General features: G+C 72.7%; 19 protein-coding genes and 1 pseudogene. 8 read left to right on the top strand and 12 right to left on the bottom strand.

All coding sequences use genetic code 11. The annotated features are described in order from the left end of the window. The 3 genes from treZ to glgX form a co-directional block, all read right to left on the bottom strand. The coding region (treZ, locus tag FHG89_RS04785; protein WP_139583111.1) for a malto-oligosyltrehalose trehalohydrolase at positions 1-1,595 on the bottom strand (1,595 nt) is incomplete at its 3' end. After that, the gene (treY, locus tag FHG89_RS04780; RefSeq protein WP_139583109.1) at positions 1,592-3,898 is read right to left on the bottom strand and encodes a malto-oligosyltrehalose synthase; all 2,307 of its coding nucleotides are present in this window, start codon (positions 3,896-3,898) and stop codon (positions 1,592-1,594) included. The genes treY and treZ, both read right to left, overlap by 4 nt. 1 nt (position 3,899) lies before the next feature. Continuing rightward, on the bottom strand, positions 3,900-6,017 hold the full coding sequence (glgX, locus tag FHG89_RS04775) for a glycogen debranching protein GlgX (RefSeq protein ID WP_139583108.1): 2,118 nt from the start codon (positions 6,015-6,017) through the stop codon (positions 3,900-3,902). 286 nt (positions 6,018-6,303) lie between these two features. Here glgX and FHG89_RS04770 point away from each other — a divergent pair, with 286 nt between their 5' ends. Both FHG89_RS04770 and FHG89_RS04765 read left to right on the top strand, forming a co-directional pair. Beyond that, positions 6,304-7,722: a glycosyltransferase family 4 protein gene (locus FHG89_RS04770; protein ID WP_139583106.1), complete on the top strand. Its 1,419-nt coding sequence runs from the start codon at positions 6,304-6,306 to the stop codon at positions 7,720-7,722. A gap of 170 nt (positions 7,723-7,892) precedes the next feature. After that, the gene (locus tag FHG89_RS04765; protein ID WP_139583104.1) at positions 7,893-8,537 is read left to right on the top strand and encodes a maleylpyruvate isomerase N-terminal domain-containing protein; all 645 of its coding nucleotides are present in this window, start codon (positions 7,893-7,895) and stop codon (positions 8,535-8,537) included. 91 nt (positions 8,538-8,628) lie between these two features. On the opposite strand, the gene FHG89_RS04760 is transcribed toward FHG89_RS04765, so the two are convergent. From FHG89_RS04760 to FHG89_RS32780, 4 genes are all read right to left on the bottom strand, one after another. Next, on the bottom strand, positions 8,629-9,912 hold the full coding sequence (locus FHG89_RS04760) for a citrate synthase (protein WP_139583103.1): 1,284 nt from the start codon (positions 9,910-9,912) through the stop codon (positions 8,629-8,631). A 175-nt stretch (positions 9,913-10,087) separates the two neighbouring features. After that, complete coding sequence (locus FHG89_RS04755; RefSeq protein ID WP_139583101.1) at positions 10,088-12,100, bottom strand: sulfatase-like hydrolase/transferase; 2,013 nt, start codon at positions 12,098-12,100, stop codon at positions 10,088-10,090. After that, positions 12,093-13,517 carry a methyltransferase gene (locus FHG89_RS04750; protein ID WP_139583112.1) on the bottom strand — a complete coding sequence of 475 codons (1,425 nt, stop codon included), beginning with the start codon at positions 13,515-13,517 and terminating at the stop codon, positions 12,093-12,095. Before FHG89_RS04750 ends, FHG89_RS04755 begins: the two co-directional genes overlap by 8 nt. A gap of 17 nt (positions 13,518-13,534) precedes the next feature. Continuing rightward, positions 13,535-13,684 (bottom strand): hypothetical protein, encoded by a 150-nt coding sequence (locus FHG89_RS32780; RefSeq protein ID WP_167517342.1) that lies wholly within the window; start codon positions 13,682-13,684, stop codon positions 13,535-13,537. Between the two features lie 216 nt (positions 13,685-13,900). Between FHG89_RS32780 and FHG89_RS04745 the strand changes: the two genes are divergently transcribed. Genes FHG89_RS04745 through FHG89_RS04735 form a run of 3 tightly spaced genes read left to right on the top strand, consistent with a single transcriptional unit; the run spans position 13,901 to position 16,669 of the window. Then, positions 13,901-15,112: a D-arabinono-1,4-lactone oxidase gene (locus FHG89_RS04745; RefSeq protein WP_139583099.1), complete on the top strand. Its 1,212-nt coding sequence runs from the start codon at positions 13,901-13,903 to the stop codon at positions 15,110-15,112. Then, positions 15,112-15,486: a sensory rhodopsin transducer gene (locus FHG89_RS04740; protein ID WP_208760859.1), complete on the top strand. Its 375-nt coding sequence runs from the start codon at positions 15,112-15,114 to the stop codon at positions 15,484-15,486. The genes FHG89_RS04745 and FHG89_RS04740 overlap by 1 nt, the downstream gene beginning before the upstream one ends. A gap of 46 nt (positions 15,487-15,532) precedes the next feature. Next, positions 15,533-16,669: an FUSC family protein gene (locus FHG89_RS04735; protein ID WP_139583096.1), complete on the top strand. Its 1,137-nt coding sequence runs from the start codon at positions 15,533-15,535 to the stop codon at positions 16,667-16,669. 59 nt (positions 16,670-16,728) lie between these two features. Here the strand turns inward: FHG89_RS04735 and FHG89_RS04730 are convergent, their stop codons facing one another. The 5 genes from FHG89_RS04730 to FHG89_RS04710 all read right to left on the bottom strand — a co-directional run bounded on the left by FHG89_RS04730 (position 16,729) and on the right by FHG89_RS04710 (position 22,761). Next, positions 16,729-17,955, bottom strand: coding sequence for a bifunctional glycosyltransferase family 2/GtrA family protein (locus tag FHG89_RS04730; protein ID WP_139583094.1), 1,227 nt, complete (start codon positions 17,953-17,955; stop codon positions 16,729-16,731). Continuing rightward, a complete protein-coding gene (locus tag FHG89_RS04725; RefSeq protein ID WP_139583093.1) occupies positions 17,952-20,171 on the bottom strand; it encodes a glycosyltransferase family 39 protein in 2,220 nt (739 codons plus the stop codon). The genes FHG89_RS04730 and FHG89_RS04725 overlap by 4 nt, the downstream gene beginning before the upstream one ends. 44 nt (positions 20,172-20,215) lie before the next feature. Further along, positions 20,216-21,721: a sensor histidine kinase gene (locus FHG89_RS04720; protein WP_139583092.1), complete on the bottom strand. Its 1,506-nt coding sequence runs from the start codon at positions 21,719-21,721 to the stop codon at positions 20,216-20,218. Continuing rightward, positions 21,699-22,439 (bottom strand): response regulator transcription factor, encoded by a 741-nt coding sequence (locus FHG89_RS04715; protein ID WP_425280153.1) that lies wholly within the window; start codon positions 22,437-22,439, stop codon positions 21,699-21,701. Before FHG89_RS04715 ends, FHG89_RS04720 begins: the two co-directional genes overlap by 23 nt. A 91-nt stretch (positions 22,440-22,530) precedes the next feature. Continuing rightward, positions 22,531-22,761, bottom strand: coding sequence for a hypothetical protein (locus FHG89_RS04710; protein ID WP_139583090.1), 231 nt, complete (start codon positions 22,759-22,761; stop codon positions 22,531-22,533). A gap of 197 nt (positions 22,762-22,958) precedes the next feature. On the opposite strand from FHG89_RS04710, the gene FHG89_RS04705 reads away from it, so the two are divergent. From FHG89_RS04705 to FHG89_RS04695, 3 genes and pseudogenes are all read left to right on the top strand, one after another. Next, a complete protein-coding gene (locus tag FHG89_RS04705) occupies positions 22,959-23,897 on the top strand; it encodes a serine/threonine-protein kinase (protein ID WP_139583089.1) in 939 nt (312 codons plus the stop codon). A 69-nt stretch (positions 23,898-23,966) separates the two neighbouring features. Next, on the top strand, positions 23,967-24,392 hold the full coding sequence (locus tag FHG89_RS04700) for an OsmC family protein (protein ID WP_139583087.1): 426 nt from the start codon (positions 23,967-23,969) through the stop codon (positions 24,390-24,392). Positions 24,393-24,662: 270 nt separating this feature from the next. Beyond that, positions 24,663-24,991, top strand: a pseudogene (locus tag FHG89_RS04695) (hypothetical protein); the annotation flags it as partial.

Genomic DNA, 24,991 nt, shown 5'->3' with positions numbered 1-24,991 from the left:
GCAAAGTTCGCCACGACCAGAGTCTCCCCCCGCCGCATCAGCAGGAACTGGTCCCCGTGCTGCACCGACACCGCGTGCATCCGAGGATCCGACAGATCCGCCACCGACCGCCGCAGCGAGATCAACCGCTGGTAGAACGCCAGCATCGAAGCATGCTCAGGCTTGTCCAGCTCGGCCCAGTCCAACCGGGACCGTACGAACGTCTCCGGGTCCTGCGGATCGGGCACGTCCCCCTCAGCCCACCCGTGCGAGGCAAACTCCCGCCGCCGCCCAAGAGCCACGGCGGTAGCCAGCTCCGGCTCAGGGTGCGAGGTGAAGAATTGCCACGGCGTAGAGGCCGCCCACTCCTCCCCCATGAACAGCATCGGCGTGAACGGCGCGGTCAGCAGCAACGTGGCGCCGACCCGCAGCAGCGCGGGCGAGAGAGACGCAGAGATCCGATCCCCGGTCGCCCGGTTCCCGATCTGGTCGTGGTTCTGGAGGTAGGCGACCAGCCGGTGACCAGGGATGCGGGAATCCAGAGCTCGCCCGTGGTGACGGTTGCGGAAGCTCGACCAGGTGCCCGCGTGGAAGAACCCACCGGTCAGCACGTCCGACAACGTCTCCAGGGAGCCGAAGTCGCCGTAGTACCCCTGCCGCTCCCCCGTCAGCAACGTGTGCAGCGCGTGGTGGGCGTCGTCGTTCCACTGGGCGTGCAGCCCGTACCCGCCAGCCTCCCGAGGGGTGATCAGCCGTGGATCGTTGAGGTCCGATTCGGCGATCAGCGACAGCGGCCGTCCCAGGTGCGTCGACAGGGACTCGACCTCGATGGCCAGCTCTTCGAGCAGGGGGATCGCGCGGGTGTCGGGCAGGGCGTGCACGGCGTCCAGGCGTAGGCCGTCGACGTGGTAGTCGCGCAGCCACATGAGCACGCTGTCGATGATGTAGCGGCGTACCTCGTCGGAGTGCGGGCCGTCCAGGTTGACCGAGCGGCCCCAGGTGTTGCTCTGCTCGGCGAGGTAGGGCCCGAACCGCGGCGCGTAGGCCCCGGAGGGCCCGAAATGGTTGTAGACGACGTCGAGGATCACCCCCAGCCCCTTGGCGTGCGCGGCGTCGACGAACCGTTTCAGGCCGTCCGGGCCGCCGTAGGGCTCGTGCGGGGCGTACCAGCAGACGCCGTCGTACCCCCAGTTGTGTTCGCCGTTGAAGGCGTTGACCGGGAGCAGTTCGATCAGGTCGACGCCCAGCGAGACGAGGTGGTCGAGGCGGTCGATGGCCGCGTCGAAGGTGCCCTCCGGGGTGAACGTGCCGATGTGCAGCTCGTAGAGGATGCTGCCGGGCAGTTGCCGGCCGGTCCACAGGCTGTCGGACCACTCGAAGGCGGAGTGGTCGTAGCGGCGGCTCGGCCCGTGCACCCCCGCAGGCTGCCACGGCGAGCGGGGGTCGGGCAGTGGGGTTTCGTCGTCGTTCAGCAGAAAGGAGTAGTCGAGGCCGGCGTCGGGCACCTCGACCCGCCACCAGCCGTCGGCGGCGGCGCGCATCTCGTGGTCGGCGTCGCCCGGCAGGTGCAGTCGCACCCGTTCGGCGTCCGGCGCCCAGACGGAAAACTCGGTCATGAAACGGCCTCCTCGGCAGCGGTGAGAGGAGCCAGCAGAGCGACGGGATAGTCGGCCAGAAGAGTGTCCAGCGACGTCTCCCCGCCACTGTAGACCCGGCCGGTGAACAGGTCCTTCACCTCGTTAACACCAAGCGACAGGGCTGTGTCGCGCCAGCCGCCGGCGCGCGCCAGGCCGAGCGGCAGGCGGGTCGCCACGGCGATCGCGCCGCCCCTGTCGAACGCCACCACGTGCCGACCGGCCGGCCCGTGCGCCGGCACCGGCCGGTAGCCGGTGAACAGCTCCGGGTGCGCCCGCCGCAGGCGCAGCGTCCGCGACACGACGAGCAGCTTCGCCGCTCCGTCGGTGTCGACCGGGGGACGCCAGCCGCCGTCGAGCCGCGCCAGCATCTCCCGGCGTACGTCGAAGTCGACAGGCCGGCGATTGTCCGGGTCGACGAGGGAGTTGTCCCACAGCTCGGTGCCCTGGTAGGTGTCCGGCACGCCGGGCATGGTGAGCTGGATCAGCTTCTGCCCGAGCGAGTTGCACCAGCCGGCCGGGGCGATGGCGGCGGCGAGTTCGGTCAGCTCGTCGTGCAGGCGCGGGTCGTCGTACATCCGGTCGATGACCGCGTGCATGGCCCGCTCGAAGACCGGGTCCGGGTCCGCCCAGCTGGTCGAGGCCGCGGCCTCCCGGGCGGCCTTCTCGGCGTACGCGTGCAGCCGCTCCCGTTCGATCGGCCACGCGCCGACGGCGGTCTGCCAGAGCAGGTGGGCGAACGACGGGTCGGGCAGCGGGGCGTACTCCATCCACGCCGTGACCTGCTCGGCCCAGCGCTGCGGCAGCTCGCTGAGCACGGCGAGCCGGGCGCGCACGTCCTCGCCGCGCTTCGTGTCGTGGGTGGAGAGGGTGGTCATGCTCGCCGGCCAGCGGACATGGCGGGCGGCGGCGAAGCGGTGGAACTCCGCCGGTGGCACCCCGAAGTGGGCGGGGCTGCCGCCGACCTCGTTGAGCGCCACGAACCGGGTCCACCTGTAGAACGCGGTGTCCTCCACGCCCTTGGCCATCACCGCGCCGGTGAGCTGCGGGAAACGCATCGCCAGCTCGTCGTCGGGGTCGCGCAGCCGGCGGGTGACCGCGTCCAGGGCGCCGGTCAGGTCGGGGCGGCGGCGGCCCGCCTCGGAGCGGGCGACGGCCAGGTAGCGGGCGCCGTGTGGTGGGTAGCCGCGGTAGACCGGGAAGGCAGCGGCCAGCTCGGCGAGCGCGGCGCGGGCCTGCTCGGTGGGCACCTCGGGGGCGAGCGCGGCGAGGCGGGTCAGCTCGGCGGCGAGCAGCGTGGTGGCGGCGGCCAGCTTCGTGGTGTGGGTCAGGTCCTGCCACGAGGTGTGGTGCCCGGCGAGGCGGGTGTCCAGGGCCGTGAAGTCGCCCTCGGTGTCCGGGTCGACGAACAGGCCGTTCACCGCGGCGAGGGCGTCGTAGCCGGTGGTGCCGTCCACCGGCCAGTCCGGCAGCTCCTCGCCGTACTCCAGGATCTTCTCCACCACGAGCCAGGCGTCCGGCGCGGCCTCGCGCAGCCGGGCCAGGTAGCCGGCCGGGTCGCGCAGGCCGTCCGGGTGGTCGACGCGGATGCCGTCGACCTCCCCGTCGGCGGCCCAGCGCAGGATCAGCTCGTGGGTGGCGGCGAACACCGCCGGGTCCTCCACCCGCAGGCCGGCCAGGCCCGCGATGGCGAAGAACCGGCGGTACGTCAGCTCGGCGTCCCCACGCCGCCAGGACACCAGCTCGTAGTGCTGCCGATCGTGCACCTCGGTCGCGGTGCCGTCGCCGGTGCCGTCGGCGACCGGGAAGCGGTGCTCGTGGTAGCGCAGCTCACCGTCGACGAGCTTGAGGTCGTCCAGGGCGGACCCGTCGTCGGCGAGCACCGGCAGCAGCAGCCGGCCCCGGTCCCAGTCGATGTCGAACCAGTCGGCGTACGACGAGTCGCGCCCCCGGCGCAGCACGTCCCACCAGGCCGGGTTCGCCGGCGGTACGGCGACACCGGCGTGGTTGGGCACGATGTCGACGACCAGGCCGAGCCGCTTCTCCCGCAGCGCGCGCAGCAACCGCTGCCGGGCGGCCTCACCGCCCAGCTCCGGGTTGACCGCCCGGTGGTCGACCACGTCGTAGCCGTGCGCGGAGCCGGGCGTCGCGGCCAGCAGGGGTGCGCTGTAGAGGTGGCTGACGCCGAGGTCGGCGAGGTAGTCGACGATGCCGGCGGTGGCGTCCAGGTCGTAGCCGGGACGGACCTGGACGCGGTAGGTGGCCTGCGGAGGGGTGGCGGCCATGTCAGATCGTCCTCTCCAGCACCACCAGGGAACGGTCCGACACCCGGATGGTGCCGCCCGCGCTGACCACCGTGACGTCACCCGGTTCGGGTTCGGCGGTGCTGATCACCCGCTCCCACTTCTGGCCGTACTCGCTGCCCGGCATGGTGAAGTCCAGCGGCGCGTCGTGGGCGTTGAAGCAGAGCAGGAACGAGGCGTCGTGGTGGCGCTGGCCGTACTGGCCGCGCTCACGGATGCCCTCCCCGTTGACGAACAGCGCCACCGAGCGGCCGAAGTCGTTGCCCCAGTCCTCGCCTGTCATCTCCCGCCCGTCCGGGGTGTACCAGGCCAGGTCCGGCAGCGGCTCGTCGATGCCGCGCCCGCCGACCGGCAGGCCGGTGAAGAACCGGCGGCGGCGGAACACCTGGTGCCGCTTGCGGAACGCGGTGAGCGTACGGACGAACTCCAGCAGCTGCTCGTCGGCGTTGTCCCAGTCCACCCAGGCCAGCTCGCTGTCCTGGCAGTAGACGTTGTTGTTGCCGCGCTGGGTGCGGCCCAACTCGTCGCCGTGGCCGATCATCGGCACGCCCTGCGACAGCATGAGGGTGGCCAGGAAGTTACGCCGCTGCTTGGCCCGCAGCGCGAGCACCGCCTCGTCGTCGGTATCGCCCTCCACGCCGCAATTCCACGACCGGTTGTGGCTCTCGCCGTCCCGGTTGTCCTCGCCGTTGGCCTCGTTGTGCTTGTCGTTGTACGACACCAGGTCATTCAGGGTGAACCCGTCGTGCACCGTCACGAAGTTGATGCTGTGGAACGGGCGCCGCCCGTCGTCCTGGTAGAGGTCGGCCGAGCCGGAGATCCGGGACGCGAACTCGGCCAGGGTCGCCGGCTCGCCACGCCAGAAGTCCCGCACCGTGTCGCGGTACTTGCCGTTCCACTCCGTCCACAGCGGCGGGAAGTTGCCCACCTGGTAGCCGCCGGGGCCGACGTCCCACGGCTCGGCGATCAGCTTGACCTGGCTCACCACCGGGTCCTGCTGCACCACCTCGAAGAAGGTCGACAGCCGGTCCACCTCGTAGAACTCGCGGGCCAGGGTGGCCGCCAGGTCGAACCGGAAGCCGTCGACGTGCATCTCGGTCACCCAGTAGCGCAGCGAATCCATGATCAGTTGCAGGGAGTGCGGGCTGCGCACGTTCAGGCTGTTGCCGGTGCCTGTGTAGTCGACGAAGTAGCGCCGGTCCTCCTCGCTGAGCCGGTAGTAGCTCGGTGCGTCCACGCCCTTGAAGCTCAGCGTCGGCCCGAGGTGGTTGCCCTCGGCGGTGTGGTTGTAGACCACGTCGAGGATGACCTCGATGCCGGCCGCGTGCAGCGCCTTGACCATGCCCCGGAACTCCTGCACCTGCTGCCCGAGACGGCCCAGCGCCGAGTAGCCGTGGTGCGGGGCGAAGAACCCGATCGTGTTGTAACCCCAGTAGTTGCGCATCCCCAGGTCGACGAGCCGGTGGTCGTGCACGAACTGGTGCACCGGCATCAGCTCGATCGCCGTCACCCCGAGCCGGGTCAGATAGTCGATCATCGGCGGGGAGGCGATGCCCGCGTACGTGCCGCGCAGCTCCTCCGGGATGTCCGGGTGCCGCATGGTCAACCCGCGCACGTGCGCCTCGTAGATCACCGAGTGGTGGTACGGGGTGCGCGGCGGCTTGTCGTTGCCCCAGTCGAAGTACGGGTTCACCACCACCGACTTCGGCATGAACGGCGCCGAGTCGGTCTCGTTCATCCGCTCCGGCTCGGCCATGTCGTAGTCGTAGACCGCCGGGTTCCACTCGACGTCACCGTCGATGGCCTTCGCGTACGGGTCGAGCAGCAACTTGTGCGGATTGCAGCGCAGCCCGTTCGCCGGGTCGTACGGGCCGTACACCCGGTAGCCGTAGCGCTGCCCCGGCTCGATGCCCGGCAGGTACGCGTGCCAGACGTACGCGTCCACCTCCCGCAACTCGACGCGGCGCTCCGCGCCGGTGTCCCACTCGTCGAAGAGGCACAACTCGATCCGCTCGGCCACCTCCGAGAAGATGGCGAAGTTGGTGCCCATACCGTCGTACGTGGCGCCCAGCGGATACCGCTCGCCCGGCCAGACCTGCATGTCGCTCCCTCAAAGCACGGTCATGTGCGCGGGTATTGCCCTGCGCCCCGGCACGCCAATCCATCCTTTCAGGCGATGGAAGAAATCCACCTGTCTGATGCGCGCTACACCCTCAGGTGTCTTCCGTCACCATGGCGGCCCTCAGGGTGCGGTATCGCGCTCGATGCCCTTTCCTTGTGAGGGACACGCGCCCGCGCGTGCCCCTCGGCCCTCGGCCACCCCTGACACCTCACGCTCCGCCGCCATCGACGCCGGCGCGCACCACCATGCATGGACGGAGATTGATGTGACGACCCTGCGGGTCGGCGAGCAGCTCGCTGGCGCCACGGACCGGGCCCACCGGCCCACCCTCACCTCCCGGGCCGGGCAGCCCGGCGCGGCCGTGCCGCCGCAGCCAGGCCCGGGAGTGCCGCCGCAGACCCGTCGCATCCTGATGCTGTCCTGGGAGTACCCGCCGGTGCTCGTCGGCGGCCTCGGCCGACACGTACACGCCCTCTCCGTCGCCCTCGCCGCCGCCGGCCACGAGGTCACAGTCGTCACCCGCCACACCGACGGCGCACCCCTGGAGGAGTACGCCGACGGCGTGCGCATCCTGCGCGCCCCCGAGGACCCCGTCACCTTCCCCCTGGCCACCAGCTCCCTGCTCGCCTGGACGATGGCCTTCAACCACACCCTCACCCGCACCGCCCTGCGCGCCACCGAAGCCGGCTCCTACGACGTCATCCACGCCCACGACTGGCTCGTCGCCCACACCGCCATCACCCTGCGCGACCACCTCGACATCCCGCTCGTCACCACCATCCACGCCACCGAGGCCGGCCGGCACCAGGGCTGGCTGCCCGAGGAGATGAACCGCACCATCCACGGCGTCGAGCAGTGGCTCAGCAGCGAGTCCGGCCGGGTGATCGTCTGCTCCGGGTACATGCGCGACGAGGTGAACGCGCTGTTCGGCGTACCGGCCGGACGGGTCGACGTGGTCGCCAACGGCGTGGAGCCGCACCGCTGGCGGGTGCCGGCGCGCGCCGTGGCCGCCGCCCGCGCCCGGTTCGCCGGCGACGGCAAGCTTGTCACCTTCGCCGGCCGTCTCGTGTACGAGAAGGGCGTGCAGCATCTGATCGCCGCCCTGCCCCGGCTGCGTGAGCGCCACCCCGGCCTGCGTGCGGTGATCGCCGGCGACGGCCCGTACCGCGCGGAGCTGGAGGCCGAGGTGCACCGCCGTGGCCTCGGCGGCATGGTCACCATGCCGGGCTTCCTGGGCGGCACCGACCTGCCGGCGCTGATGGCCGCGTCCGACTGCTTCGCGGTGCCGAGCATCTACGAGCCGTTCGGCATGGTGGCCCTGGAGGGCGCCGCCGCCGGCGCACCGCTCGCCGTCGCGGCCACCGGCGGCCTCGCGGAGATCATTGAGCCGGGGATGACCGGGACGACCTTCGCGCCGCACGACCCGGACGGGCTGAGCGACGCCGTGGACACGCTGCTCTCCGACCCCGACCACGCCCGCGTCATGGCCCGCCGCGCCCGCCGGATGGTCCACGACCAGTACGGCTGGTCCGCGATCGCGCAGCGCACCGCCGCCAGCTACGCCGCCGCCATCGCCACCGACGCCGCGTGCACCGCCGAACGGGCCGAGCGGCGCATGTCCCACGGGCGGGCCCTCCCGGCGCTGCCCGAGGGCAACCTGCTCGCCGCCGCCGGCCTGCGCTGACACCGGGCCGGCTGGCGGGACCTGTCCTGTTGAGCGATATACCTGTGAGTCATAGCTATGACTCACAGGTATATCGCCTGCTCCCCCATCGGCTCGCCGCCGCCGAAAATCAGCGGATCCGCCCGTGCCCTGAGCGATCGGGACGCCCGCCGCGTTGGCAGAATGAGCCGATGTCCCAACCTGTCGATGCCCTGGACACCGCCTTTCCGGTCGCCGCCGCGATCGCGCTGGACCTGATCCGGCGGCCCGAGGTGACCGAGCGGTGGTCGAGCCCGAGCGCGTTGCCGCACCTCTCCGTCGGGGGCCTCGCGTGCCACCTGGGACGTCAGGCGGTACGCGCGGCGGAGCTGCTGCCGGCGGCCACCGACCTGCCCACCCTGGAGTCGGCGGACAGCCACTACGAGCGGGCGGCCTGGGTCAGCGAGGGCACCCCGGACGAGGCCGAGGTGGCCAACGGCCCGGACGAGGCCGACGCGGCGCGCGGCCCGGCGGACCTGCACGCCGGCTCCACCCGCGCGCTGGAGGTGGTCGGTGACCTGCTGGCACGCGGCGCCGCCCGCGATGTCGTGCCGATCCCGTGGCAGGGCTGGTCCCTGCGACGCGGCGACTTCCTGCTCACCCGCCAACTGGAGATCGTCGTGCACTCCGACGACCTCGCGGTGAGCGTCGGCGTGCCCACGCCTGTCTTCCCGCCGGAGGTCTTCGACCCCGTACGCGACCTGCTGGTCCGCCTGGCCGTCCGCCGGCGCGGCCAGTCCGCGCTGATCAGCGCGCTGAGCCGCAGCGAGCGGGCGCCGGACATCTCCGCCTTCTGACGCCGCCGTCGGCCGCCTGACAGGAGGCGCGCAAAAGTCGCAGGCCGCCGACCCCGAACGGGGTCGACGGCCTGCGAAAGGGACGGAGGCGTCAGCGCTCGTTGAAGGGGACGTAGTCCCGCTCGGGCGAGCCGACGTAGACCTGCCGCGGACGGCCGATCTTGGTCTCCGGGTCGCTGATCATCTCGCGCCACTGGGCGATCCAGCCGGGCAGCCGGCCGAGCGCGAAGAGCACCGTGAACATCTTCGTGGGGAAGCCCATGGCCTTGTAGATCAGGCCGGTGTAGAAGTCCACGTTCGGGTAGAGCCGACGCGAGACGAAGAAGTCGTCGGCGAGCGCGATCTCCTCCAGCTCCATGGCGATGTCCAGCAGCGGGTCCGGCTTGGCCATCCGACCCAGCACGTCCTGCGCGGCCTTCTTGACGATCGCCGCCCGCGGGTCGTAGTTCTTGTAGACCCGGTGGCCGAAGCCCATCAGCTTGACGCCGTCCTCCTTGTTCTTGACCTTGCGGACAAAGGAGCGGACGTCGTCGTCGCCGGCGTGGATCTGCTGGAGCATCTCCAGCACCGCCTGGTTGGCGCCGCCGTGCAGCGGGCCGAACAGCGCGTTCACACCGGCGGACACCGAGGCGAACAGGTTGGCGTTGCTGGAACCCACAAGCCGCACGGTCGACGTGGAGCAGTTCTGCTCGTGGTCGGCGTGCAGGACGAACAGCATGTCCAGCACCTTCGACATCACCGGGTCGACCTCGTACGGCTCCGCCGGCACGCCGAAGGTCATCCGCAGCAGGTTGTCCACGTACCCCAGCGAGTTGTCCGGGTAGAGCAGCGGCTGCCCGATGGACTTCTTGTACGCGTACGAGGCGATGGTGGGGACCTTCGCCATCAGCCGGACCGTGGAGATCTCCACGTGCTCGGAGTCGAACGGGTCCAGGCTGTCCTGGTAGAAGGTCGACAGGGCGCTCACCGCCGAGGACAGCACCGCCATCGGGTGGGCGTCCCGGGGGAAGCCGTCGAAGAAGCGGCGCATCTCCTCGTGCAGCAGCGAGTGCCGCCGAATCCACTCGGTGAACTCGGTCAACTGCTGCTCGGTCGGCAGCTCACCGTAGATGAGCAGGTACGAGACCTCCAGGAAGGAGGACTTCTCGGCCAGCTGCTCGATCGGGTATCCGCGGTAACGCAGGATCCCCGCGTCGCCGTCGATGTAGGTGATCGCGGATGACGCGGCCGCGGTGTTGACGAAACCGGGATCGTACGTCGTCATCCCGGTTTCCTTCAGCAGCTTGCTCACCCCGATACCGGCGGGGCCCTCGACCGCTGGATGTACCGGCATCGACAGCTGCCCACCGGGGTGATCGAGCTTGACTTCCGTCATGTGGTTCCTCGCTTCGCCGGCAGATCTACGTTGAATTGCCTTCGCTTCTACCGTAATTGCGGCTCCGGGGACAACGCCCGCCATGGTTCGGCGGTGAGGCCTGCGTCACCCGATTCCCGACCGGATGGCCGGGAAACCCCATCCCGGTACGCGGGACCGGGTGCGCGACCCGGGTTCAGGACAGCGCGAGGCGTCGCAGCGTACCGTCCCGGGCGACCTGGTAGACGTCGAGCTGGTTGGTGCCGGCCCGGAACAGCCGGTCGTCGGTGAGCAGCGCGGCGAACCGGCGACCACCGGGGTCGGGTGGCACCACCGGAACGACCGCCCCGATCCTTCCGTTGACCGCCACCGCGAGCATCGTGCCGTCCGGTATCCGGTCGGGCACGTCCCCCCAGACGAGCGCCGGCAGGGTGCCGGTGTCCGGGTCCATCGACCGGAACGCGGCCAGGTCGGCGACGCGCGCGTTGCCCTCCGTCGCACCGGCCCGGACCTCGGTGCCCACCAGGGGGTGCGGCGCCGGCAGCGGCGGCGGGGCGGGCACCCCGCCGGGGAAGGTGACCGGTTCGCCGGGCCGGTCGTAGAAGTGCTTCGTGCCGTCGGTGCGCGGGGCCTGCCGGGCGGAGCGGCCGTCGACCCGCCAGGGCAGCCGGACGCCTGCCTCGTCGGCGACGGTCGGCAGCAGGTCGACGTGTTCCCAGTTGCGGTCGTCCACCCGGCCGGTCTGCTGCCGGGGCTCCTTGACGAACGTCGGCACCCACGCCACCTCGCCGGCCGCCGCCTTGATCGCGTCCATGCCCCGGCCCTGGGCGCCCGGGCGGAAGCTCACCCCGTGGTCGGCGGTCACCACCACGAGGGCCTGGTCGTACAGGCCGCTGGCGCGCAGCGTCCGCAGCGTCTCGCCGATCAGCCGGTCGGTGTAGCCGAGCTGCGCGAGGTGGCGTTGCCGGGCCAGGTCGATCCAGCCGGCGCCGTCGTTGGGCAGGTCCTCCGGAGCGTCGTAGCGCGCCCCGGACGGCAGGTACGCCCACGGCGAGTGCGGCATCAGCAGGTGCAGGAAGTGCAGCACGGGTCGGGGTTGGGGTTTCAGCCCGGCCAGGAAACTGGTGAAGCGGGCGGGCTGGTTGTCGTCGAGGCTGTCCCAGCGGAACTTCGGGTCGGCCGGCACCGGCTCGGCGGCGTCCAGGCCCGCCTCGGCGCGGGTCTTCTCCCGGTAGGAGTCCTCCGGGTCGACCGCGCTCTCCGTCGGCCCGGCGACCTGCCCGAGCAGCTTGCCGGTCTCCCGGACCAGCACGCCGAGGCCCTGCTCCGGGGCGACCGGCTGCTCGCAGCGGCTGGGCGGGCAGAGCCGGGTGATGCTCTCCTCGGCGCGGATGTCGTACAGGCCGCCGAAGGCGGTGAAGATGTTGTCCGGGTACTGCGAGTAGTGCGGGGCGACCGACCGCGCCGGGTACTTACCGGTGAGCATCGCCGGCAGCGCGTTGGGCGTCCAGCCGCTGACGCCTGTGGCGTTGCGGTACCAGGTCGAGGCGCCGGCCAGCTCGGCGAAGTTCGGGTAGCGGGCCGCGTCGATCCGCCCGTCCGCGCCGAGCAGGCTGACCAGCGGCAGCTCGTCGAGGATCAACATGACCACCGGCGGGTGCACGCCCGTACCCTGCGCGGTGCCGGCCGCGCCGCCGTCGCCGCGCGGCAGCACCACCGCCGAGGCCGGTGAGACGAACAGGAACAGCGCCACGAAGGCCACCGGCCCGACGGCGGCCAGCCGCAGCACCCGAGCGGGCGCCCGCCACCGCCGGTGCGCGACCGCGCCGGCCACGCCGGCCAGCACGGCCACCACCAGCAGGGGTACGCCCCGAATCGGCGTCAGGTGTCGGCCCACCTGCACGGCGAGGGCGGCCAGCAGCAGCCCGACCAGCCCGGTGTGGGTGATGGCGCGGGCGGTCCGGCCGGCGAGTCGGCTGAGCGCGCCGAGCAGTGCCACCGGCACGGTGGGCGCCACCGCCACCAGGGCCGTCAACAGCAGGATCTGTCCGGTGTCCGCGCGGTGGAACAGGAAGAAGTCGGGGCTGCGGCCCAGCACGTCCAGCAGCGGTTGGGTGACCACGAGCCCGACCAGCGCCGCGACCTCCAGCAGGCGACCCAGCTCACCGCGCCAGCCCCGCTCCCACCGCCCGAGCGCCGGTTCAGCCACCCATCACCGCCCGGTAGAGGGTGCGGGTGCCCGAGGGCAGCTCCAGACGCTCGGTGATCCGGCCACGGGCGGCGAGCAGCGCCTCGAACGCGTCCCGCCGGTAGTCGGAGAAGAAACCCTCGGGTTTGTTGGCGAGCAGCCGCCGGGCCATCGGGTCCTCGGGGTGGACGAACTCCACCACCACCGCCCCGCCCCGCGCGGTCAGCCCCGCAAGCCAGTCGACGATCTCCGGCAGCGGCACGTTGCGCCCGATCGCCAGGTGGTGCACCACCGCCAGGGCGAGCACCGCGTCGGCGTCGGCGCGTTCGGCGAAACCGGCCCGCTCGACGCCCCGCCAGCCCCCGCCGGGTGACGGGTCGGCCAGGTCCAGCACCAGCGGCAGGACGCGCTGCTGCCCCTCGGCGCGCAGCGCCCGGTACAGGTCGTCGACGACGGCCGGGTCCTGCTCGACGGCGACCACGTAGTCGGCGTACGCGGCGGCCAGCCGGGAGTACCGGCCGTCGTTGGCGCCCAGGTCGAGCACCAGGCGCGGCCGGGTGCCGGCGGTCAGCGCGGCGGCCACGAACTGCTCCTTGGCCGTCCGGTCCTGCGCGGAGTAGCCGCAGGTGCGCTGGTAGTCCGCCCAGTGGCTGCCCGTCGGGCGGCGGTCGAGGCGGTGCAGGAGCTTCTCGATGCCGCGCACCGTGGACAGCAGCAGTTCGCGGGAGAAGCCGGCGGCGCGCAGCTGGGCGCGTACGTCGGTGGTGCTGGCGGCGGCGTTGCGGTGCTGCATGGCGCCGTGCAGGTGCAGGTGGGTCAGGACGCCGGGGCGCAGCCGGCGGGTCCCGCCGAAGAGCGGCCGGAGCTGCTCGGCCTCGATGCCGTCGACCTGGGCGCGCAGCCACGGCTGGAAGTGCACACCCAGGTGGGCGGTGAGCAGCAGCGGGTAGAGCGCGGTCTGGCAGAACTGCCGGTAGCCGGCCCACGGTTCGCCGTCGCGTTCCGGCTCGAACGAGCCGACGTCGATGAAGACCGGCTGCACGCCGTGCCACTGCAGGTTGTAGGCGGAGCCGTCCTTGGTGGTGAAGCCGTCGGCGAGCGCCGCGCCCAGGATCTCGGTGTGCAGCAGCGCGGCATCGCGCAGCATGGCGAAGGACCACTCGTACGGGTGGGAGACGAACGGGATCCGCTCGTGGCGCAGCACCGCGGCCCACGGCAGCCCGGCCGGCACCAGCGCGGGCGGGGCGTCCTCGGTGGCGCAGACCTTGCCCGCGGCGAGCAGCGCGGGGAAGAACGCGCTGGCGGTGAGCGCCCGCCAGTGCTCGGCGGCCTGGGCGTCCAGCCCGCGCAGCACCTCGTCGCCGACGTGGAAGACCCGGTTGGCCGGGTCGCGGAAGGAGGCCGGCTCGGTCCGCACCCGGGTGGGGACGGGCGGCATCGCCGGTACGGAGCGGGTCACCGCTGGTCGGTGGGCTGCCGACGGAACCTGTCGACAAGTCGCCGCCAGTAGAGCTTCGCGGCGACCGCGACGCCGGCGACGCCGCCGACGACCGCCTGCACGATCAGGCTGCCGGACCCCGCGTCCAGGTAGGCCAGATGGATCACCGATCGCTCCTTGTCCTCGCCCCGTGTCGACACCGGCGTCCCGGGCGTACAGCGGTGAGGCTTTTGACCCAGAAAGCCGGACTTCTGCCACCGTACGCTGATCGTCAGCGCCGTCGCGGGCACATCGGCGTACTCCCAGCCTCGTCACAGAATGTGGCCGGGACGACGGGGCCCGGCACCGGCGACTACCGGCGGGGCCTTCGGGTAGACCGCGCCATGCGGTTCGTCAACTGGTCCGGCAGCCTCTCGTTCACCCCCCGGGAGCACGCCGAGCCGACCGACGAGGACGCGGTACGGGACCTGGTCGTGCGGGCCCGGCAGGCCGGCAGGACGGTCCGACCGGTGGGGTCCGGTCACTCGTCGAGCCCGCTGGTCCGCACCGACGACATCCTGCTCAGCGTGGACCGGCTCACCGGTGTGGTGGCCGAGGACGCCGGTCGGGCGCGGGTGTGGGCGGGCACCAAACTCAAGGCCCTCGGCGAGGGGTTGTACGACGCGGGCCTGGCCATGGACAACCTCGGGGACGTGGACTACCAGTCGATCGCCGGCGCGACCGCCACCGGCACCCACGGCACCGGCATCGGTTTCGGCAACCTGTGCACCCAGGTGGCCGGCGTCCGCCTGGTCACCGGCACCGGTGACGTGCTGGACATCTCGGCGGACCACAACGCGGACCTGCTGCCAGCGGCCCGGCTCTCGCTCGGCGCGCTCGGGGTGATCACCCAGGTCACCCTCGACGTGCAGCCCCAGTACGAGCTGCACCGGCGACGCTGGTGCGCGCACATCGACTGGACCCTCGACCATTTCGCCGAGTTGCAGCACACCAACCGCAACATGGACTTCTACTGGTATCCGCGCAGCGACCTGACCCAGATCCGCATCCTCAACCGGGTGGACCGGGGCTCCGACGGGCCGGGGTGGGACACACCGCGGGTGCCGGAGTCGGACCCGTTCGGCGCGCCCCGCGAGGTCCGGTCCGGTCCGGTCCACCGCACCATCCCCCAGGAGCGGGAGCTGCGGTTCGACGAGATCGAGTACATGCTGCCGTCGGAGGCGTTCCCCGCCTGCTTCGCGGAGGTCCGACGCCGGATCCTGCGCCACTACCGCCGAGTCGCCGGATGGCGGGTGCTCGTGCGCACCATCGCCGCCGATGACATCTGGTTGAGCAACGCGTACGGCCGGCCCACCACGACCGTCGCCTGCCTGCAGAACACCTCCCTGCCGTACGAGGAGTACTTCCGGGACATGGAGACGGTGTTCCGCCAGTACGGGGGCCGGCCGCACTGGGGCAAGAAGCACTGGCTGACCGCCCGCGACCTGCGGCCCCTCTACCCCCGCTGGGACGACTTCCAGGCGGTACGCCGCCGCCTCGACCCGGACGGGGTGTTCCGCAGCCCCTACCTGACCCGCCTGCTGGAGGAGACCTGATGGCCGACATCGGTGCCCGCCTGTGGGTCGTGCCGGGTGGGCACATCCCGTTTCCCAGCAACGGCCCGGAACCGGCGTTCACGAGCTTCGACCAGATCTGCGTCCTCAACGCCACAGGCACCCGCGCCGACGTGGAGCTGCACATCTACTACGAGGACGCCGAACCGGTCGGCCCGTACGCCATCGCGGTCGAGGCCCGTCGGGTGCGCCACGTCCGGCTCAACGACCTCATCGACCCGGAGGCGGTACAGCTGGACCGACCGTACGGCTGCCTGCTGCGCTCACCGGTGCCCGTGGTGGTGCAGTTCCTGCGCCAGGACACCCGGCTGCCGGGAGCGGTCGCGCTGGCCGCGACGATGGCGCATCCGTCCTGACCGTCGCGGCAGGTTCGGTCACCGGTCGGATCGGGTAACCCGGACCATGAGAACCACGGCCGGGGCAGCCGGTGGGCGAGGTGCCACGGACGACCTCCGTACGCGGGTCGCAGCGGCCGGCCGGGAGAGCGTCGACCGGGGCCGGATCTACCTGATCGTGGCGCTCCAGGCCGGCCTGGCCGCCGCGCTGGCGTGGGTGGTGGCCCGCGAGGTGCTCGGCAACCCGGAACCGACCTTCGCGCCCGCCGCGGCCGTCGCCGTGATCGCGGCCTCGCTGGGCAGCCGCGCTCCACGCGCGCTGGAGCTGATCGCCGGGGTGGTGCTCGGCATCATCGCGGGTGACCTGCTGATCGGCGCGTTCGGAACAGGTCCCTGGCAGACCGGAGTGATCGTCTTCCTGGCGACCGCGACGGCGGTGCTCGTACGCGGCGTCGGCGCGTTGATGGCCCAGGCCGGTGGTACGGCGGTGCTCATCGCCACCCTCACCCCGACCGCACCGGACCTGGAGCTGCCCCGAACGCTCAACGCGCTCGTCGGCGGGGCGGCCGGGCTGTTGGTGATGCTCCTGCTCCTGCCCATCAACCCGATCCGGACGATCCGCCGCACCGCCGAACCGGCCCTGGACCTGTTCGCCCGGGAGATGACGGCCTCGGCGGAGGCGCTCGCCGGAGCCGACAGCGCACGCGCGAAGGAGGTGCTGGAGCGGATGCGCGGCGCCGACCAGAAACTCCAACAGCTCGGCGAGGTGGCGACGGCCGCCGAGGAGGTGGTCCGGCTCTCGCCGGTGCGGTGGCGACGGCGCCGGGTGATCGCGGCGTACCGGGGCGGGACCACGCACATGGAGCGCGCCTTTCGCAACAGCCGGGGTCTGGTCCGCCGCATCGTCACCACCCTGCGCGACGAGGAGCCGGTGCCAGCGGACCTGCCGGCGGCCGTGGAGCATCTGGGCGAGGCGGTGCGGCTGCTGAACCGCGAGTTCATCGCCGCGCGGGAGCCGGTGCAGGCCCGCGAACGGGCGCTGCACGCGGTCCGGGAGGCGGGTTCGGCGTACCGGCAGGGCCTGGGCTTCTCCGGGACGATCGTGGTCTCCCAACTGCGGACCGCCGCCAACGATCTGCTCCAGGCCACCGGCGTGTCCCGCGACGAGGCACGTCGGCTGGTCCGCAAGGCAGCCGCCGGCTGAACCGGCCGACGCTTCACCGGACCGGGTCAGCCGGCGCCTCAGCCGGGCCGGCCGGCGCCTCAGCCGCGATGGTGCATGCCGAGGCGCAGCAGCACGAACCGCAGCACGGTGGCGGCCAGGTTCGCGGCCACCAGCACCGCCACCTCCATCGACCGGGCCGGCACGGCGGTCACGGCGTGCAGCACGGCCAGCGATCCGCTGGTCAACGCGAGACCGAGCCCGAAGGCGAGCAACCCCTGCGCGTGGTGGCGGCCGGCGTGCCGGCGCCCGCTGATGCCGAACGTCAACCGTCGGTTCGCGGCCGTGTTCGCCACGGCGGTCACCAGCAGCGCCAGCAGGTTCGCCGGTTGCGCGCCGAGCGCGCCCCGGGCGGCCACGAAGAGCAGCAGGTACGCCAGCGTGCTGGCCACCCCGACGGCGGCGAACCGGACCAGCTGCCGGGGCAGCCCGACCGGCACCCGCGCGGGCGGCGCGGCCAGCGGTGCCCGGCCGAGCTGCGCGCGCAGGTCGCTCAGCGGCAGCGCACCGGTCAGCAGCGCCCGTCCCAGCCGGCCGATGCCGCGCAGGTCGGCCAGGGCGGTGGCGACGATGTCGACGCGGCTGTCCGGGTCGTCGACCCAGTCCACCGGCACCTCGTGGATGCGCAACCCCGCCCGCTGGGCGAGCACCAGCAGTTCGGTGTCGAAGAACCAGCCGGTGTCGCGTACCAGCGGGAGCAGCCGACCGGCCACGTCGGCGCGGATCGCCTTGAACCCGCACTGCGCGTCGGAGAACCGCGCCGCCAACGCCCCGCGCAGCAGCAGGTTGTACGCCCGTGAGATGACCTCCCGCTTGGTGCCGCGCACGACCCGGGAGGTACGCGCCAGCCGGGTGCCGATCGCCAGGTCCGAGTGCCCGGAGATCAGCGGCGCGACCAGTGGCAGCAGCGCCGCCAGGTCGGTGGACAGGTCCACGTCCATGTACGCGAGCACCGGTGCGGACGACGTCGACCAGGCGGCCGACAGCGCTCTGCCCCGACCCTTGGCGTCCAGGTGCAGCACCTGGACGCCGGGCAGCTCGCCGGCGAGACCGTCGGCGACCTTCAGGGTGTCGTCGACGCTTGCGTTGTCGGCGATGGTGATCTGGAACGGGTACGGGAAGTGCTCGCTCAGGTGGGCGTGCAGCCGCCGTACGCACGGCCCGAGGTCGGTCTCCTCGTTGTAGACCGGGATCACCACGTCCAGCACCGCGCCGGCGCTGGTGGGGCGGGTCCGGACGGCGGCGCGGGGGCCGCTGACCGCGCTCACGACGCGTCCCCGCCGGTGCTCAGGTCGTAGACGGTGACCCCGTCCACGGTCTGCGCCGTGAAGGTCTCCTGGACCCAGGTGGAGATCTCCTGCGAGGCGGAGCTGCCGCCGTTGGCCCGGAAGCCACCGCCACCGACGAAGTAGTGGATCTTCTTGTCGGCGACGTAGCGCTGGAACTGCGCGAGGGTCGGTGACGGGTCGCTGCCGTTGAACCCGCCGATCGGCATCACCGGTTCGCCGGTGGCGAGCTGGTAACCGGAGGCGTTGTTCGAGCCGATGGTCGCCGCCACCCAGGTGTAGCTTTCGCTGTCGCGCTCCAGCAGCTCGCGCAGCGCGGCGCTGGGCTCGCGGGCGTCGAGCAGCCCGCCCATGCCCCCGCCGGCCTCGCGGCCCTGCCCACCGCCGGGGAAGCCGGGCATCTGGCCACCCCCGGGGAAGCCGGGCATCTGAGCGCCCCCGGGCGAGCCCGGCATCTGACCACCGCCGGGGGAACCAGGCATCTGACCGCCACCGGGGAAGCCGGGCATCTGGCCGCCGTCGCGGCCCCCCGCGTCACGGCCGCCATCGTTCTGCCCCCCGTCGGGGAACTGGCCGCCGGCCGGTCGCCCGCCGGGGAAGCCGCCGCGTCCGAAGCCACCCGCCACGGACGGGCCGGCGCTCGGGATCGACCCGGTGTGCGGGGTCGCGGCGGTCTGGATCGCGTACGCCGCCGGACCGGCGAGGGCCGCCGCCACGCCCAGGCCCAGCACCACCGGCACGAACCGGCGGGGCAGCCGGGTGACGAGCAGGAGCAGCACCGCGCCGAGCAGCCCGGCGACGAGCACCACGACCCGCAGCCACGGGTACCAGTCAGGGCTGCGCCCGAGCAGCACCCACGCCCACCAGACGGTGACCGCGAGGGTGCCGGCGAGCGTCACCGTGGCGGCGAGCCGACGCCACCGCTGCCCGCGTGACCCGGCCATCGCGGCGTCGTCCGCCGCGGGCAGCGGGCGGCGTCGCCGCCAGAGCAGCGTCACGCCGATGCCGACCAGCGCGCCGACGGCCGGGGCGAGCGCCACCGTGTAGTACGCGTGGAAGATCCCGGACATGAAGCTGAAGATCAGGCCGGTGACCAGCAGCCAGCCGCCCCAGAGCAGCAGCCCGGCCCGGGTCCGGTCGGTACGCGCCGCCCGCCCGGCCAGCACCAGCCCGGCGACGAGCAGGATCAGCGCGGCCGGCAGCAGCCAGGAGACCTGACCGCCGATCTCGCCGTCGAACATCCGCAGCGGGCCGGTCTGCCCGGAGAACGGGCCACCGCCTCCCCCGCCCATCCGGGGACCTGCGCCGCCGACGCTGCCGACCTCGTCACCGGTGATCCGGCCCAGGCCGTTGTAGCCGAGGGTCAGCTCCAGGATGCTGTTGCCCTGCGACCCACCGATGTACGGCCGGGCGCTGGCCGGGACCAGCTCGACGATCGCCACCCACCAGCCGGCGGACACCACCACCGCGAGGCCGGCCAGCAGCAGCTGCCGGACCCGCCGCCACAGCCCGGTCGGCGCGGCCAGCAGGTAGACCCCGGCGAAGACCGGCACCACCAGGAACGCCTGGAGCATCTTGGTCAGGAAGCCGAAGCCGACAAGCACGCCGACCAGGACGATCCACCGGGTGCTGGCCGTCTCCACCGCCCGCACGGTGGCGTACGCGGCGGCGACCAGCAGCAGGACCAGCAGCGCGTCGGGGTTGTTGAACCGGAACATCAGCGTCGCCACCGGGGTGACGGCGAGGACCGCACCGGCGATCAGGCCGGCGACCGGCCCGTACCAGCGCTTCACCGTCGCGTACAGCACGCCCACCGAGGCGACCCCGCAGAGCGCCTGCGGTACGAGCATCGCCCAGCTGTTGAGCCCGAACAGGCGTACCGACAGGGCCATCAGCCACAGCGACGCGGGTGTCTTGTCGACGGTGATGGAGTTGGCCGCGTCCGACGAGCCGTAGAGGAACGCCTTCGCGCTCACCGAGCCGGCCTGCACGGCCGCCGCGTAGAACGAGTTGGCCCAACCGGAGGCGCCCAGGCCCCAGATGTAGAGCACGGCGGTGGCGAGCAGCAGGGTCGCCAGCGCGGGCCGGGTCCAGGCCGGCGAGTGGCGCGTCGGCGGCGGGGGCTCGTCGGGGCGCGTCGCCGTTGGCGGCGGGCCCGGGTCGGCGGGCGTCGTCGGTAGGGTCTCGGTTCTGTCCATTCGCCCAGCCTTGAGCGCCGGGCTGGCGCGACGCCGTGCGCCGCCTATGCGTCGGCTGTGGGATTGGGCAGCCGGACGGTGAACACGGTCCGCCCCGGGTGGCTGTTGACCGCGACCGTGCCATGGTGGGCCTCCACGACCGCCGTGACGATCGCCAGGCCGAGGCCGGTGCTGCCGTGCGCCCGCGACCGGGAGCTGTCGCCCCGAGCGAACCGTTCGAACATCGCCGGTTGCAGCTCCGCCGGCACCCCGGGCCCGTCGTCGGCGACGGCAAGCACCGCGTCGTTCCCGTCGACGCTCAGCGTGGTCGTCACCGTGGTGCCGGGTGGGGTGTGCACGCGGGCGTTGGCCAGCAGGTTCGCCACCACCTGGTGCAACCGGGCCGCGTCGCCGGGCACCCGGATCACCACCTCCGGCAGGTCGAGCTGCCAGCGGTGCTCCGGGCCGGCCACGTGCGCGTCGCTGACCGCGTCGATCACCAGCGCGGTCAGGTCGACCGGTTCGACCGCGAGCGGACGGCCGGTGTCGAGGCGGGCCAGCAGCAGCAGGTCGTCGACGAGGCTGGTCATCCGGGTGCTCTCGGACTCGACGCGACGCAGCGCGTGCGCCACGTCGGCGGGAACCTCGTCGCGGCCACGCCGGGCCACCTCGGCGTACCCGCGAATGGCCGCGAGGGGGGTACGCAGCTCGTGGCTGGCGTCGGCAACGAACTGGCGTACCCGGGTCTCGCTGGCCTGTCGGGCGGCGAGCGCGTCGGCGACGTGGCCGAGCATCCGGTTCAGCGCCGCGCCGACCTGGCCGACCTCGGTACGCGGATCGGTGTCCCCGTCCGGAACGCGGACGGCGAGGGCCACCTCGCCCCGGTCCAGCGGCAGCTCGGTGACCCGGGTGGCGGTGGCGGCCACCCGGTTCAGCGGGCGCAGCGTGGCCCGCACGATCAACGCGCCGGCGGCACCGGCGATGACCAGCCCGACGGCGGCCACCCCGGCCTGCGCGGCGACCAGCGCCCAGACGGTCTCCTGGACGCCGGACAGCGGGATGGCGACGACGCGTATCCGGCCGTCCCAGTACTGCCGGGCGACTGCCCGGTAGTCGCCGCGGGCGCCGAGGTCGACGGTGCGCGGCGTGGCCCCGACCGGCAGGTCCGCCAGGGCGGCGACCTCCCCGACCGGGACGGCCTGCTCGTCGGGGAACGGATCGTCGCTGGACGGGCTGTTGGTCAGGGTCCGCGCGCTCGTCACCCGGCCGTCGGTGATCTCGGCGACCACCGTGCCGGACGGCGAGCCGGGTGGGATGGCCGGTCCACTGCCCGGGAAGGCCGGGCGCCCCGGACGCTCACCCCGCATCGCCGTCGCGGGCGCGAGTTGCGCGTCGAGCCGGTCGATCAGGAAGTGCCGCAACGCCACAGTGGTCAGCCCGCCGATGGCGACGCTGACCACGGCGAGCAGGGCGAGCAGGGCGAACACCAGTCGGGTACGCAGGGACCGGCCGGCCAGCCACCGGCGGGCGGCGCGCACCGGTCGGCGGCTACTCGGCGGGCTTGAGGACATAGCCCGCGCCGCGCAACGTGTGGATCATCGGTGCGCGCCCGGCGTCGATCTTCTTGCGCAGGTACGAGATGTACAGCTCGACCACGTTGGCCTGGCCACCGAAGTCGTAGTTCCACACCCGGTCGAGGATCTGCGCCTTGCTGAGCACCCGGCGCGGGTTGCGCATCAGGTAGCGCAGCAGCTCGAACTCCGTCGCGGTGAGGGTGATCAGGTCGCCGGCGCGGCGTACCTCGTGGCTGTCCTCGTCGAGGCTCAGGTCACCGACGGTGAGCACGGCGTCCTGCCGGGCGGCGACCGCGAAGCCGGAGCGGCGCAGCAGCGCACGCAGCCGGGCGATCACCTCCTCCAGGCTGAACGGTTTGGTGACGTAGTCGTCGCCGCCGACGGTCAGGCCGGCGATCCGTTCCTCGACGGCGTCGCGCGCGGTCAGGAAGAGCACCGGCACGGTCGGGGCGTGCTCGCGCAGCCGACGCAGCACCTGGAAGCCGTCCAGGTCGGGCAGCATCACGTCGAGCACCACGGCGTCCGGTTGGAACTGCCGCGCGGCGCTCAGCGCGGCCATGCCGTTGCCGGCGCTGCGCACCTGCCAGCCCTCGTAGCGCAGAGCCATCGACAGCAGGTCGGTAAGCGTCGCCTCGTCGTCGACCACCAGCACCCGGACCGGCTCGCCGTCGGGGCGACGCAGCTCGATCCGGCCCGGCGCGACCTGCCCGTCCATCACCATGCCCCCCATCGTGGGCGGAGCACCTGTACCGCGCCTCTGCGCCGCCTGTGCGCCAGCTGTGCGGCCGGCGCGCCTCACGGCCGGTTCACTCCGACACCCCGAACGCGTCGGTACGGACGAAGCGCATGTTCCAGCCGCCCAGACCGTCCGGCTTGTCGCGTTCGTAGAGGTGGTCGGGGCCGGGCTGGCTCGGGCCGGTGCCGTCCGGATGGCGCATGATCCACCGCTGTGGCGGGGCGCCGTCCGGCCCGGCCGGCACCTGCCGCACCAGGCCGTCCGCGGGCCCGCCGACGAAGCGTACGGTGACCTCGCTCATCGCGGTGCCCCCTCGGTGACCGTGCCGGCACGCTCGGTGAGCCGACCCTGGCTCGCAAGCTACCGCACCCACCGTGCGCCCGCAGCGAGGTACGGCGGGATCGGCCCCCACGACTCTCGCGTCGGTTTGCCCAGCTCGGAGCCCGGGTACCGCGATCGGAGCACCCGCCGCCGGCGGGTCGGGGCGAGGAGTGATCGATGCGGACGCTGGGCGGGCGGTACCGGCTCGAACAGCGCATCGGCGTCGGCGGGATGTCGGAGGTGTGGCGGGCCCACGACGAGGTGCTGGACCGGCCGGTCGCGGTGAAGCTGATCCTGCCCGGCCCGGACGGGCAGCACGGTCCGGTGGAGCGGATCCGCGAGGAGGCCCGCTCGGCGGCCCGTCTGGTGCACCCCAACGTGGCGAGCGTGCACGACTTCGGCACCTCGTCCACACTGCCCGGTCGTCCGGTGCCGTACATCGTCATGGAACTCGCCGAGGGCGAGACGCTCGCCGCGCACCTGCGGGCCGGGCCGCTGGACTGGCGGATCGCCACGCGGGTGTGTGCCGAGGTCGCGGCGGCGCTGGCCGCCGCGCACGCCAGCGGCATCGTGCACCGGGACGTGAAACCGGCAAACGTCATGCTCACCCCGGCCGGGGTGAAGGTGCTCGACTTCGGCATCGCCACCCCGACCGGCGCACCGGACCCGCTGCCAGCGGGAATGCTGATGGGTACGCCTGCGTACCTGGCGCCCGAGCAGCTCGACGGCGCGCCGGCCACCCCGGCGGCGGACATGTACGCCCTCGGTGTGCTGCTCTTCTACTGCCTCACCAGCCGCCTGCCGTACCGGGCGGACAGCACCAGCGAGCTGCTCGGCGCGCGTCGACGCCGCCCGCCGGACCGGTTGCCCGAGATAGACGGGCTGCCGTCGGAGGTGGTGGAGCTGTGCCACTCCTGCCTGGCCGACGACCCGGCGCGACGCCCGACCAGTCTGGTCGCCGCGCTGCTGCTCGCCGAGGCCGTGGACGCCCGGGTGTACGTGCCGATGCTGGTGCCGGCCCCCCGCGAACCGGCTCCGGTGTCGCCGTGGACCGAGCGCGCGGCGACGGAGGCCACCGAGGCCGTGGCGCTCACCGACGGGTGGGACGGCCGCTGACCGTCGCGCTCGCGGCGTTTCGGCGGGCCACGGCCGGGTAGCCGGGCGGTGAGCGACGGGAGAAACGCGATGCCGGATCAGAGTTCCTGGCTGCGTGAGGCCACCGCGACCGCCGAGGGCGGTCACGTACGCACCGACGATGGCGGGCTCTCCACCGCGCTGGCGTCCCCGCTGGCACCGCACTGCACCGGGTTGACCCCGGAGCAGTTGCTGGCGGCTGCCTTCGCGTCCTGCCTGCACCACGCGGCGGTGGAGGTGGCCGGGGAGATCACCGACGAGGCGCACACGGTCCAGGTGCGGGCGGAGGCGAAGCTGGGGCGGGACAACGACGGCCGCTACCGGGCCGACGTGCACGCCGAAATCTCCTCCGCCGGTCTCAGTCGAGACCAGCTCGCGGACCTTGTCGAGTACGCCGACCGGCTCTGGCCCTTCTCCAGCGGTGACAACAGCCGGCATCGGCTGACCGTCACGCCGGCGGAGAACGGCCGCCACTGACCCTCCGGGTGGCGGACCGGCGTCAGACGTTCCGGCACGCGGCCCTCGCCCGGACGGGTGACCCTGACCTGCGCCTCGATCAGGCGCGCGGGATCGGCCCGATGACCGCCTTCACACGGCCAATCGGAAATAACCGTATGGCCCGATCGGCGAGGTTGTGGGCTTTCCTACGGCCTTCGCCCCTTATTGCGTCCCCGATCCGGGCAAATTGTGGCGCATGCCACCGTAAGGGCCGATGGCATCCGGCCCTGAGCTATCTAGCCTCGGCGGGTGCATCCCGACGACCCCGCCGACCAGAAGCTGACCGACACGCGCCCGACCACCCTCTCGGGCGACACCGCATCAACCGAATGGACGACCGGCCGTCACCGGGCCGCCGAACCGCCGCGCCGGAGCCTGCTGGGCTCGACGCCGGTCCGGGTGGCCCTGGCCACCGGTGTCACCTGCTGCCTCGGCCTGGCCGCCGTGGCCACCGCCCGGGGCGGCGAGGACGACACCCGTCCCGTGGAGCCGCTCGCCGAGGCGGTCGCCAACCGCGCCGCCATCGCCGACGAACGCGCCTCCCGCTCGCTGGACCGGGACCTCGCCCCCGCCCGGGC

It is taken from the genome of Micromonospora orduensis, from assembly GCF_006228125.1.
Classification (GTDB): Bacteria; Actinomycetota; Actinomycetes; order Mycobacteriales; family Micromonosporaceae; genus Micromonospora; species Micromonospora orduensis.
Note: the sequence above shows the minus strand (reverse complement) of the source record. Positions and strands in the feature narration are given on the sequence as shown.